This is a genomic window from Sphingobacterium kyonggiense (genome assembly GCF_039536825.1).
Lineage (GTDB): Bacteria > Bacteroidota > Bacteroidia > Sphingobacteriales > Sphingobacteriaceae > Sphingobacterium > Sphingobacterium kyonggiense.
The window spans coordinates 148,493-161,687 of the sequence record NZ_BAAAZI010000004.1 but is presented as its reverse complement, the minus strand read 5'-3'; the positions used below and the strand labels follow the sequence as shown (position 1 = coordinate 161,687).

At 37.9% G+C, this 13,195-nt stretch carries 11 protein-coding genes; 4 read left to right on the top strand and 7 right to left on the bottom strand.

Annotation, left to right across the window (positions count from 1 at the left end):
* Window positions 1–3: 3 nt before the first annotated feature.
* Together ABD676_RS01825 and ABD676_RS01820 are read right to left on the bottom strand one after the other, a co-directional pair.
* Window positions 4–2,013 carry a thioredoxin domain-containing protein gene (locus ABD676_RS01825; protein ID WP_344672965.1) on the bottom strand — a complete coding sequence of 670 codons (2,010 nt, stop codon included), beginning with the start codon at window positions 2,011–2,013 and terminating at the stop codon, window positions 4–6.
* 24 nt (window positions 2,014–2,037) lie between these two features.
* On the bottom strand, window positions 2,038–2,523 hold the full coding sequence (locus tag ABD676_RS01820; protein ID WP_344672964.1) for a SixA phosphatase family protein: 486 nt from the start codon (window positions 2,521–2,523) through the stop codon (window positions 2,038–2,040).
* Between the two features lie 301 nt (window positions 2,524–2,824).
* On the opposite strand from ABD676_RS01820, the gene ABD676_RS01815 reads away from it, so the two are divergent.
* The 4 genes from ABD676_RS01815 (at window position 2,825) to ABD676_RS01800 (ending at window position 7,125) form a co-directional block, all read left to right on the top strand.
* On the top strand, window positions 2,825–4,060 hold the full coding sequence (locus ABD676_RS01815; protein WP_344672963.1) for a hypothetical protein: 1,236 nt from the start codon (window positions 2,825–2,827) through the stop codon (window positions 4,058–4,060).
* A gap of 49 nt (window positions 4,061–4,109) precedes the next feature.
* Complete coding sequence (locus tag ABD676_RS01810; protein WP_344672962.1) at window positions 4,110–5,132, top strand: glycosyltransferase family 2 protein; 1,023 nt, start codon at window positions 4,110–4,112, stop codon at window positions 5,130–5,132.
* Window positions 5,129–6,394: a glycosyltransferase gene (locus ABD676_RS01805; protein ID WP_344672961.1), complete on the top strand. Its 1,266-nt coding sequence runs from the start codon at window positions 5,129–5,131 to the stop codon at window positions 6,392–6,394. Before ABD676_RS01810 ends, ABD676_RS01805 begins: the two co-directional genes overlap by 4 nt.
* Window positions 6,395–6,459: 65 nt before the next feature.
* Window positions 6,460–7,125 (top strand): glycosyltransferase family 32 protein, encoded by a 666-nt coding sequence (locus ABD676_RS01800; protein ID WP_344672960.1) that lies wholly within the window; start codon window positions 6,460–6,462, stop codon window positions 7,123–7,125.
* On the opposite strand, the gene ABD676_RS01795 is transcribed toward ABD676_RS01800, so the two are convergent.
* The 5 genes from ABD676_RS01795 to ABD676_RS01775 form a co-directional block, all read right to left on the bottom strand.
* A complete protein-coding gene (locus ABD676_RS01795; protein ID WP_344672959.1) occupies window positions 7,122–8,225 on the bottom strand; it encodes a glycosyltransferase family 4 protein in 1,104 nt (367 codons plus the stop codon). The genes ABD676_RS01800 and ABD676_RS01795 overlap by 4 nt on opposite strands.
* A 141-nt stretch (window positions 8,226–8,366) precedes the next feature.
* A complete protein-coding gene (locus ABD676_RS01790; protein ID WP_344672958.1) occupies window positions 8,367–9,389 on the bottom strand; it encodes a glycosyltransferase family 9 protein in 1,023 nt (340 codons plus the stop codon).
* A 6-nt stretch (window positions 9,390–9,395) separates the two neighbouring features.
* Window positions 9,396–10,001: a DUF4254 domain-containing protein gene (locus ABD676_RS01785; RefSeq protein WP_344672957.1), complete on the bottom strand. Its 606-nt coding sequence runs from the start codon at window positions 9,999–10,001 to the stop codon at window positions 9,396–9,398.
* Window positions 10,002–10,086: 85 nt separating this feature from the next.
* A complete protein-coding gene (locus ABD676_RS01780) occupies window positions 10,087–11,580 on the bottom strand; it encodes an NADH-quinone oxidoreductase subunit N (RefSeq protein ID WP_344672956.1) in 1,494 nt (497 codons plus the stop codon).
* Window positions 11,581–11,589: 9 nt separating this feature from the next.
* The gene (locus tag ABD676_RS01775) at window positions 11,590–13,194 is read right to left on the bottom strand and encodes a complex I subunit 4 family protein (protein WP_344672955.1); all 1,605 of its coding nucleotides are present in this window, start codon (window positions 13,192–13,194) and stop codon (window positions 11,590–11,592) included.
* Window position 13,195: the final 1 nt, after the last annotated feature.

The following is a 13,195-nucleotide window of genomic DNA, read 5'->3' as shown; positions in this document are numbered from 1 at the left end:
ATATTATCCCTGTTTATTATTTATTAATTCTATGATTGCTGCAATCGACTCTTGTGGTAGACTGCATGTTTTTCGTTGACAAAGGTATGCTTTTGAATCCATACCTGCTTTATGCTCTAACAAAGGAAGCTTACTTTTTGTTCCCCCTAGTGTTATTTTATTTGGAATGTAGTTCTCATCAAGCTCTTTTCGCCAAGCTATTGCTTCTTCTCCTGTAATAGCCACTTCCCAAAGTCCATAGTGTAATTCTAAAAGTTGAATAGCCCAGTTGGAGTAGGCTGAACCGTAACTCTTGATATGTGGGAAGACATTGGCAAATACCTGTTCAGCGATTTGTGTAAATCGGTCTTCATCAAATAAAAGACCTAATTTAAATAATTGACGAATGAAGGTTGAGGAAGATGCAGGTATTACGTTATCCATGATCTCGGACTTCCGAGCTATCAGGCTTTCTGCTTCTGAACTGGTATAGTAAAAGCAATGTTGCTCCTCATCATAGAACAGTTGAATAGCACGATCTGCCAAACGTTTTGCTTGATCTAACCAATATTCGTCAAAGTTAGCTTCATATATAGCGATAAATGCTTCTATGGTAAATGCATAATCATCCAAGAATCCTTTGATACTTCTGTTTTCATCAGCTGGTTGATGTAGCATATCTGCGCCATCCATGGCATGCTCTTCTAAAAACTTAGCTATGCCTAAGGCTAATTCTAAATAGCGTTCCTTTCTAAATACGCGATAGGCATCAATCAAACCTTTAAGGAATAAGGCATTCCAAGTGACTAATTGTTTATGGTCCAAACCTGGTCTTATGCGCTGTTCCCTATAGGCTAATAATTTCTTTTTGATCTCCTGAAGGTACTCATCCCATTGGGTGGTTTCAAAACCAACATCTTTGATCAGTTCTTCATCATCACCACGTACAAAAGGGATATTGGTCTGTTCTTCAGTCCAATTGCCACTTTTGGCTATGTTGTAATATTGCCTTGCCAGTTCAGCATCTGCACCTAAAATATCAAACTCATCATAATCGAAAGTGTAATATTTGCCTTCAACGCCTTCGCTATCGGCATCTAATGCACTGAAGAAGCCACCATTTTCATGACGCATTTCACGAACTGCCCAATTAACAGTTTCCTCTACCACGGATCTATATAGGGGCATAGGCCTTTCTTGGTATGCTTCGCTATAAAGGCTGATCAATTGACCATTATCATAAAGCATCTTTTCAAAATGTGGTACATGCCACTGTCCGTCGACAGAATATCGGGCAAAACCACCACCGATATGATCATAGATGCCTCCATTTGCCATTTTACGCAACGTGAAATGAACATGGTCCAAGACCGCTTGGTCTTTTGCTAAGGTGCCGTATCGCAAGAAAAATAGCCAATTGTTGGGTAATGGGAATTTTGGAGCGCGTTGATATCCTCCATCTTTGGGATCAAATTGTGCAATCCAAGGTATGACTACCTCACGGATATCGGATAGGCTATATTGTTCAGGAATAGCTTGAATAGGTAATTTTTCAGCTTTCTGAATGCCTTGGGTTAATCGTTCTGCATAATCTAAAGCTACTTCAGGCTGTTCCTCCCACATCTTGGCAAGCTGTAGAAGAACTTGTTGCCAATCCTGAGGTTTGAAATACGTGCCACCATAGATTGGTCTGCCATCAGGTAAGCAGATACAGTTTAGCGGCCATCCACCAGAGTTTGTCATGAGCTGAACGGCAATCATGTAAATCTGGTCAATATCTGGTCTTTCTTCCCGGTCAATCTTTATGGAAACAAAAAACTTGTTCATGGTTTGCGCAATAGCTTCGTTTTCAAAACTTTCTCGTTCCATGACATGACACCAATGGCAAGCCGAATAACCAATACTAACCAGTATTAATTTGTTTTCTGCTTTTGCTTTTTGAAGGGCTTCCTCAGACCAAGGATACCAATGCACCGGATTATGGGCATGTTGCTTTAAATAAGGGGACTGTTCTGTCTGTAATTTGTTTCCCATACCTTACTAAGGTAAAAATTTTTTTTACTTAACTAAACCTATCAATGTGGCTGTTCCACCAGAAAGCATAGAAAAGTTAATGCCATCTTCAAGTTTTAGGATCGCAGCATTGGAGGTCGCAAGTTCAACTTCGGAATGACTTAAATAATTTGTCAAATTGGAAAGTCCAGGGTTATGACCAAAAACAAGAACTTGCTCATACTGATCATCAACAGCGTTGATAACGTTTAAGATCTCCGTAAAATGAGCCTCATAGATGTTTTCTGTTTGCAGAATTTCACTTGTTGGATATTGGAGGATAGGGCAGAAGATTTCAGCAGTCTGTATCGCGCGATTTGCAGTAGAGGATATCACTAAGGTTTTGTTATCAACCTTTATTTTATTGCTTAAACTCTCAGCAATACGTTTAGCACGTTCAATGCCTTTGGGTTGAAGATCTCTGAAAAAATCGCTCTTGGAAAGACTGTGTTCCTCTGCTTTAGCATGACGAATGAGAATTAGTGTCTTCATATGTACAAAATCTAAGATTATGCATCCAATATAATATTAATTAACGCTCCATAGGTTAGGAAATTATTAAGGAATTGATTATTCCATATTTTGAGTAATTTTTTATCGATATATAATACGGATTTCAGGTTAGAAGAAAGTGCCTTATATCCTTGACAGGTAGGTTTTTGTCATGGTATTTTAATAAATTGTTAAGCTATAAAAATCATGAAAAAATATATTAGAATATAGTAGCTTTGCAGTCGAAAAATTCGTATTTAAATAGAATATAAGGGAGACGAATTTAGTGATATACTAACACATGAATTGGCTTAATAGAAACTTACTTGCTTTTTTATTTTTACTGGTACTTTCTTGTAATACAAATGAAGGAGATCTTCTTCCTGAAATCGATCCAGGACTTGATTTAACAGAACCCATAGCTTTAAACGAAGAGTTTTTGTTGGATCCTGTAAAAATGAGGATTAATAACATGGCAAATGGGAATTATCGTGGTTTAGCACATGGACGATTTTTCATTGACATCAGTGGTCCCGAATCGGCCTATTGCCATCCGGATGTTCAATATTTTCCCAATGGATTTCGTGGATACAAATATTGGATGGTATTCACTCCATATTTTGGTAAGGTAGGAACAGATTTCTATGCCAAACGCTATGAAAATCCAACAGTAGTGGTCTCCAATGATGCGATCAATTGGATTGAGCCTGTAGGGATTCAAAACCCTATTCAACTGACGCCGTCTTTTAAAGAGAGCTTTTTGGAAAAGAAAGGTGAATTGATTCAAGGTTTTTGGTCAGATGTAGATTGGCTGTACCGCAATGGTCAATTTGAACTGTACTACCGCGGTAGTTGCATTAATGCCGACGCTTTAAAACGTCGTGGAGCCAAAACAGCAAATAATCGCTCCAAACTCAAGGAAAATGCACAACGTACTATTGTTCGTCAAACTTCAACCGATGGTATTAACTGGAGTCCTTTGGAAGTGGCATTTACAAGTAATCCACCCCACTCACCAAAAAATAGCCATGTGCTCTCTCCTGCATTTGTTGAAGTAAACAAGGATATTTATAGTTATGAGGTGACTTTTAATAACAATAAGGATCGTATTAAGTCTGATGCACATACTTTAGTCATACAACGTAAATCAGGAAACGGATTGGATTTCTCGAATTTCACGTCCTCTAAGGTCATCAACTTCTTTAACAAACCTTGGTTAGAATTAGATACGGATAATGCTGTTTGGCATCTTAATGCTAATTATGATCAAGGCTATTATTTTCTTGTTCTATCTGTAGGAAATGTGAAGAAATATACCTCTGACCTTTTATATTTGGCCTATTCTAAAGATGGTATAAACTTTATAGTAGATCCTAAACCTGTAATTAGTTACCTGGCTTATCGTTCAGCAATCTTCCTAAAACAAACGGATTCCAAGTTTATGGATTTTGGTATGGTAATAGGAACCAAGGATGGTAATTTTAATTATGCAGAAATCAGGGTAGATAAGGATAGAATAAAAGATGCATTTAATTAGTATTTTGACTTGATGTAGCATCTACCAAAACGTATATGTACTTTTGAGTATGAATCCCACTATTTCTGTCATTATTCCAATATATAATCGAGGCAAATATGTTGCTGAAGCCATTGATAGTATAATACATCAGACTTATCAAGATTTTGAACTGATATTAGTCAACGATGGAAGTACGGACAATTCTGCTCAGATCTGTCGAGAATATGTTGAAAAAGATGCTAAAATAACCTATTTGGAGCAAGAAAATGCAGGTGTGTCTGTTGCTAGAAATGCTGGACGAGCCATAGCAAAAGGTAAGTATCTCTACTTTTTTGATTCAGACGATAAACTGGATAAGGAGTTTTTAAGAACTTCTATTCATTTGGCCCAAAAAGGAGATGCTGATTTGGTCGTCTGTGGTCAATACTATGAAAATAGGTTTCCCAATCCCATGGCATTGCCTACCTGCGCCACATTTGTAAAAAAAGCTTTCCTTGATCGCTATCCAGAAATTGTATTTCCTGCTGGTATTCAACCCTGCGAAGATGGGCTGTTCTCCCATCAGATTCTTGCTTTAACCGATAAGTTAGCTTTAAATAGGGATGCACATTATTTCTATAGGCAGCATGATGAACAGAATACAGCAAATAACTGGAAGTTTACCGAGAAGATCCTGACACAAATACCGAAATGGTTTCAAGTGCTGGAAACTTTTTACAATAATCAACAATTGTGGGATAAGAAGGCCCTTCACATAGCTCGTTTTATGGAACATGAACCCTTTGAATCGCGCTATAAGCAGATGCCCTTTGATACCCAACAAAAGCAATTGTTACATAGTCTAATAAAGGGTTTTATGGAAAAGCATGTTATGGCTCACCTAAAACCAGCGGATAAAGATCAGTTATCGCAAGTGTTTTTAGGCTTTTTGGAAGCAAAGGATGCAAAAGCCTATGATGAATGGTATGCTGATTTTGTGAGAAGTAATAAATGGAAATTAAAAGGCATGTATTTACTCAGTAAATTATTGCCATCCCGGGCATCCAAAAGATCATTTCGCCAGAAAATTCAACGTAAATACGGAGCATGAAAATCCTCATAGTACAATATCAAGGTTTTTTGAATAGTCAAGGTGGAACAGAGAAAATGGCAACTTTCTTTGCCAATACCTTTTCCCAAAAGGGTCATGATGTCGCTATAGTTACGCAAGATCCTGTGGAAGGTAAATCAGTATTCCCTTTAGATCCAGAAGTTCGATTAATCAACCTTTATAAAGGCAAGGACGATTGTATTGTCCTTCGGAAAATATACAATTACAAGGGTAAAAATCCACTTTCATGGATACGTTATAAAATCCAAAAGAAAATCGATAAAGCGCATAATAAGCGATTGATGGCAGCGCAAGGAGTTCGTACTATGGATGAGTTACAAATCCATAATTTAAAGGTACGATCAAAGAATTGGCCTTCTTTCTTTGCCGCTGAAAAACCCGATATTATTATTTCAATGGCAATTTCCACCTTGTTGGAAATAACCTATCAAGGGCCATTAGCTTATCCCATCATAAATACCGTGCATGGTCGTCCGGATTACGATTACAGCGATATCCTCTGGTATAGAAGCCCTCAAGACATGGATTTATTAAAGAAATCCTATTCATACCTGACGGGTATTCAAGTGTTGTTTGAAAGTTATGAGGCTTATTTACCCGACACATTTACTGGTATATGTAAAGTCATACCAAATCCGATCCCGCAGTACGAAGATGGACAATTAGCCAAACTAGATCAGGATAAGGATCGCTATCAACTTATACATGTTGGGTCTTTAATCAATGCTGGTAAGCAACAGGAATTGGCTATGGAATGTTTTGCTGCACTAAAAGATAAATATCCCAATTGGGATTTAATCTTTATAGGGGAAGGTCCAGATGAGCTTTATTTGAAGGAACGTTCTGCTGCATTGGGACTTGAAAATCGTGTGTTTTTTAAAGGATATACGGCTAAACCAGAGGAGGAATTGCGAAAGGCTGATGTTTTTATTTTCCCAAGTAAATATGAAGGTTTTGGTTTGGCTTTAGGAGAAGCCATGTCCATTGGGTTGCCGAGTATAGGGCTGGCATCTTGTTCGGGTGTAAATGAATTGATCCAGCATCAGAAAACTGGGTTTTTAGCACATGATAAAAATGAATTCGTGAATTATCTAGATCAACTTATGGCGGACAAGGATTTAAGAATTCAGATGGGAAGAGAAGCGCATCAATATGTGCAAGCATTTGATAAAACTATGGTTGCTCATAAATGGGAGGAGTATATTCATGAAATTCATAAGATGCACAATCTCCAAAACTAAACTTCTATTACAAAGGTGCATTTTGTATCTTTGAAGCAAAGCTAATTAACTGAACGAATATCTTTATGGCAATTCCAAAAACGATCTATCAGACCTTTAAAACAAACGATATTCCTTGGTTGACCAAATGCTACATCTGGCTATTCAGAAAGAAGAATCCCACTTACAAGTATGTATTTTTTGATGATCAGGCAGTAACTGATTTTATCAAAACGAATTTTGATAGTCGTGTTTATAAAGCGTATTCTCGGCTACAAATCGGAGCAGCAAAAGCTGATTTCTTTCGTTATGCGGTGTTGTATATACATGGGGGAGTTTACCTTGATTTAGATTCTGATCTTTTAGTTTCATTGGATAAGCATTTGGAAAATGATGATGTTGCGGTTATATCGCCTGAAAAGAACCATCCTGAATACTTTGCACAATGGGCCTTGATTTATGATAAAGGCCATCCGTTTCTTAAACGAACAATCGATTATGCGGTGGATAATATAGAGCAAAATCGTTACCCGCATGATGTGCATAAAACGACCGGCCCTTCGATATATACCAAGGCCATTAATGATGAATTAGCCGAAAATCCAGATACTCCGCATCGTGTTGTAGCACCAGACTACAAAGGAATGATGCAGTTCAAATATCGATTAGGAAAACTGCTGATTTATCGTGATCGGAAAAATCATTGGAAGAAATTACAACAACGTATTTCTGTAGTTAAGGAAGAAGATTAAAGACTACGATAACAATTCATGAGTTGCTCGGCTATTTGATCATCATTGAATCGTTGTACATATTGTATTCCTGACTTTGCCATTGCTTTTCTTTTAGCATCATCATTCCATAAAGATAAGATAGCTTCTTTAATCTCAGCGGTGTTTTCAGGGGATATATATACCGAGTCAGGACCAGCAGCTTCTGGAAATACCCCAGATTTATTGGTTATTACTGGCGTTCCTGAATATAATGCCTCTATAATGGGGATACCAAATCCTTCAAATCGGGAAGGATAAAGGAAAATAGTAGCCATACGATAGATAGTTGCCAATTCATCCATACTGAATCCCTCCAAAAATCGTACTTGACTTTCCATACCTTTTTCTTTTACATAAGCCTTAATCTCTGCGGCATATGCTGTAGGTTTCCCAATGATAATTAAAGGAATTTCTAAACTCTCAATTGCTTTGACTATTTGAAATGCATTCTTTCTAGGTTCAATTGAGCCTACATTCAATAGAAACTTCTTGGGTAGATTATATTGCTTTCTTAACGCTTCTTGTTGGGCTTCTGCGTACTCTACTTTGAATGCAGGATGGCATACTTGGTAAATTACCTCAATTTTGGATGGATCGCAGGGGTAATAATGCAAAATATCCCTTTTGGTTTGCTCACTAATAGCGATGATCTTATCCGCATGTGTTACGGCATATTGGGCTTTTTTATTATAAATCCAACGATCTAAAGGCTTGTAGAGTTCAGGAAATCGCAAGAAAATGAGATCATGTATGGTTACTACGGATTTGATTCCTGCTTGCTTCAAACCTGAAGGGATTTCTCCCGATAGTCCATGGAAGATTTCAACAGAATCTCTTTTCAAATCGTCTACAATACGTCTGTTACGCCAAAGTCCAGGTAATAAACTGTTTATTTTTCCCTGTGGTAACTTAATGCCTTGTGGTAGTTCCGAAGATGATTTAGCTAGTTTTGGCGTGTATTTGATGTATTTGTTTTCCGGAAATTGAGTTTCCAGAATGCGGATTAGGTCACGACTATAATTACCAAGTCCCGTCCGGTTAAGAAAGTATCTTTTAGCATCAAAGCCAATGGTAAGCATAGATAATCTGTTTTGTTGTTTCTTGTTACGAATCCTTATAGGAGTCCAATGGCGACAAAGGTAAATATTTACCTTGAATCGAATCAGGGATTCTTATCATAAAGATAATTTACTTCATGAAATTATACTTGATTATTTCACTTATTTTGGAGAAAATATTTCCTCTACCTTCGAAAGGACCATCGAAGGACTTATTAAGTCGATAGCTTCTACGCCATCACAAAGGCAGGATTTATTGCCATAAACAGAACTTGGTCTATTAGGATGATCTACCTGTATACAGTCTGAATTGGATTGACCATAGCCAATAAAGCCAGCAAAAGGATGGGTTGCACCCCATAAGGATAGGCATCGAGTGCCAACTAATGATGCCATGTGCATGCCAGAGCTGTCCATACTGATCATCAGATCCAAATGAGATATAACATCCAATTCCTCCGTTAATTTATAGCGCCCAACCAAAGAATGTACATTTTCATAGTTTTCAGCCCAATTTTCGGTGATTTGTTTTTCCTGTTCTCCACCTCCAAAGAGTAATACCTCATAGCCCTTGTTAGCCAAGGTTTGTATGATCAATTCCATCTTAGCATAGGGCAGCACCTTGTAAACATGCTGTGCAAAAGCAGCTATACCAATTTTCTTTTTATCGGATGCAAGGATAGGCATCATGCCCGGAGGTATCAAACGATATTCTTTTTGAAGTTGATGATCCAATTGCAATTGGAATCCTAATTGCCGAAAAACATCGGCATAACGCTCTGTAGTTAATTTCAGCTGTTTGAAAACCTTATTTTTAGTGCGGGTTAATTCCTTCTTTTCCTTTCTTCCCTTATCCAGTAAGCGTACTTTAACTCGAATGCTTTTAAAGAGTCCGTCTATTACTCTAGAACGAAGATTGTTGTGTAAATCAGCAATGGCATCAGGTTTATAAGCCTTTAATTCATTGAAAAGACTGAACAAACCAAATACTCCTTTATGCATTCCTTTGGGTTGAATAGGGTGGAACTTAAGGCGAGGGATATTTTGGAAAAAAGCAGCAAATAAAGATCGGGAAACCATAATGATTTCCGTATCGCTATGTTGTTCCTGAAACGCTTTGAGAACTGTAGCAACCATAGCCACGTCACCCATGGCTGAAAAGCGGGTTACAATAATGCGTTTCATCTCTGCTTATTTTTGTGAACCGTAAAGTACCGGATTTAGATTAGGGTCATTGTACATCTTCATCTGCTTGTACACTTTCATGTATTTACGACCAGCCTCAATATCTGCCAATAACTCATCAATACTTTGCGAAAGATCCTTACGCTGTTCTAATAAGATGTTTAACTTTTCAGTACAAGATTGCAGATGCGCATTGGAAACATCGGAACGCAAGGTTTCCTGTTCCATATGGTAGATCTTAAGTGCCAATATGGAAAGACGATCAATAGCCCATGCAGGACTTTCTGTATTGATTGTCGCATCAGCCAAAGAAGATACATCCTTGAATTTAAGTAAATAATAACTGTCGATAAATTCCACCGTATCGGTGCGCTCTTGATTCTGACGGTCAATGCGTCTTTTCCAATAAAGACCTTCACGGGGGTCGATATCTGGATTTCGAACTACATCCTCCATATGCCATTGAGCGGTGTCAATCCAGCATTTCATATACAACAAATGCTCAAGGCTTTCCTTATCGTATGGATTGTTGATGGGCTGATCAATTTGATCAAACTGATGGTAATCTTCAATTACCTGTTTAAAGATATTGTTTGCTGTAGCACTAATCATATACAAATATACGCTTTTACCCTACTAAACGTGGGTATTCAATGGGAATTGCATCTTGGCAATAAAGATTCTTAAAAATTGAAGCTTAACTCGTGAAAAAATCCAATACTAATGATGGGAATATTCCAAACACAAGTAACATAATAGTCAGTATAATGCCGATGTAAAGGATGGCTTTACTGGAAGGAGCAACTTGAATCTGCACTTCTGTATTGTTTCTTAGAAAAGCTTGTAATGGAATTTTGAAATAATAAAATAACGAAATAACCGATGTCAATGCCCCAACAATGAGCAAACCAAGATACATCGGCTCATTTAGTATTTGATACTGTTCAAAAATACTACTAAACACCAACAGTTTAGCAACAAATCCTGCCGTAGGAGGGATACCGATAAGGGATATTCCTACAAATGAAAAACAAGTAAATAAAATAGGAAACTGTTTTCCAATACCAGCATAGGCACTCATTGCAGTACTTCCAAGCTTTTGTTCCAGCACATCAATGAAGGCGAAGAAGGCTAAATTCATAATGTTATAAGCCAATAGATAAAACAATAGAATATCCATGTGCTCATGGCTATAGCCAATAATAGCCATCAAAAGAAAACCAGTATGTCCTATGGAAGAATAAGCCATCATTCTTTTGATATCAGTTTGTCGTAAGGCGATTAAATTACCTGTAAGCATGGTCACCATACTGACGATTCCTAGAAATAGGAAAGTCAATTCGCCAAAATAGAATGGCGAGCTAAGCCAAGTGGAGGCTAGCTTAGCAAAGAAAATCAACACAGCTATCTTAGGTACTGTTGATAAAAAGGCTGTGACTGGAGTAGGCGCTCCTTCATAGACATCTGGTGCCCATAGATGGAATGGGATAAAACTTAACTTGAAGCCAATTCCTGTAAAAATAAATAACAAAGAAATGCTGACCATTATTTCCGGAGCAGCAGTCAATCCCTGCATATGTTGGGGACTTAAGAAATTCAAATTTCCGGTAAGACCATAAATCAAGGACAGTCCATATAACATGACAGCAGAACAAGCCGAACCAAAAAGGGCATATTTCATTGCCGCTTCTGATTGTGCTTTATTCTCCGAAAAATAACCTACCAGAATGTAGGATGAAATGGAAATCATCTCAATAGCGATAAACACCATAAGCCAATGCTCGGTCATGGTTAGGAAGTTCATGCCTATGCCTGCTGCTAATAAAATACTGTATATATCGCCTTTACGCTTCTTAAAGGTTTTATGCTCAAAATGCTGCTGAATAAAAATGCTGGAAACAAATAAACTGAACATAATCAGTATACGCCCAAAGTAACTAATCTTCCCTAAACTGAGCATGCCAAAGAAACCTTGCTCCGTACTGGACTGTTGAGAGAACAATACTATAAAAGCACCCAATATACTTGCTAGGCAGATATAAAAGGAACTTTGTTTCCATACTTTGTCAAAGAAGAGTGTGCAAGCAATACTCATCAGAAAACCCAATGCCAATACAAGCTCTACCTTGATTAAAGGTACAGATTGTATAACTTGATCGATACTGCTGCTTACCTGTTGACTGAACTCCATGTGCCTTTTTTACAAATAGGGATTAATTAAATTCAAAAGACTCAATACAGAATTATTCAACACGCTAAATACCAAAGCCGGCATAATTCCTAATATTAAAGCCAATGCTAAAGTAGGGAAGAGGATAATTTGCTCTCGAATGCTAAGATCTTTTAAGGATACGGCCCATTCTTCACCACCTCTTAGACGTGTTTGCCCAAAGAACATGCGCTGTAATGTCCATAAGAAGTATGCGGCACTTAAAAGAATACCCAATGACCCGAATATGGCCATCCAACGAGGTATCCCAGTTGCCATACTTTCTGCATTGAATGTTCCTATGATGACAAAGGCTTCCCCAATAAATGCAGAGAATCCTGGTAATCCTAAAGATGCGAAAAATGCGATAGCTACATAAGCGGTGTATTTAGGCATCAAAGTCGCTAAACCACGGAAGTTATAGATATAACGGTCATGAACTCGATCGTATAATACACCTACCAAGAAGAATAGAGCAGCTGATAGGAATCCATGGCTTAACATCTGGAATACTGCACCTGAAATACCCTCTGCTGTCATAGATGCAATACCTAAAAGGACAAATCCCATATGCGATACAGAAGAATAAGCGATCAATCGTTTTAAATCTGTTTGTGCTAAAGCATTAAATGCACCGTATAGAATGGAGACAATTCCGATTAACCCTAACCACCAATTGGCATCAGCTGCTGCATCAGGAAATATCCCTAAGCATATACGGATGATACCATATCCGCCGATTTTTAACAAGATACCTGCAAGGATAATTGAAATCGGAGTAGGTGCTTCAACGTGGGCATCAGGTAACCAAGTATGAAGCGGTACGATTGGAACCTTAATAGCAAAAGCAATAAACAATACAATAAATCCGATCATTCTCGCCGATATACCAAATACCTCATTGACATTATCTAAGAATCCGAAGAATGCACCATCAACATAGTTTGCTGGATTCATCATATACAGCATGTTGAAGGTATGGGCTCCTGTCCGCGGGTTCTGAACTGAAAAGTATAAGCCTACGATAATTAACAACATAAATACCGAACCGAATAGGGTATAAATGAAGAATTTTATAGCTGCATATTCCCTGCGCGCTCCACCCCATATTCCGATAAGGAAATACAAAGGCAAGAGCATGACCTCATAAAAGACATAGAATAAGAAGAAATCCAATGCACAGAAAATACCCATCACAGCGGTATTTAGGAGCATTAACAAGGAAAAGTAACCTTTTCTGCTTTTTTCAACATTCCAAGATGCACCTACCGCCATGAGCATTACCAGTGAACTCAAAAGTAGTAGGGGAAGGGAGAACCCATCGACACCTAGGAAATAATCTATTTCCAACTTGCCCAATGAACCTAAGTCCATTCTTATCCAAGGTAAGTGTTCTACGTACTGATACGCCGCCACATCGTTAAATGCAGCTGTACTTGGCTGGTAATTCGCATATAAAAAACCAGCTAATATCAACTGTAATAAAGTCGTCCCCAGCGCAATATACTTGAATGTTCCATTGATTCGATTGGGTAGAACCAATGTCAATGCGACGGCAAGCAAGGGTAAAAAGATAAGTAAGGAGAGTAGTCCCATC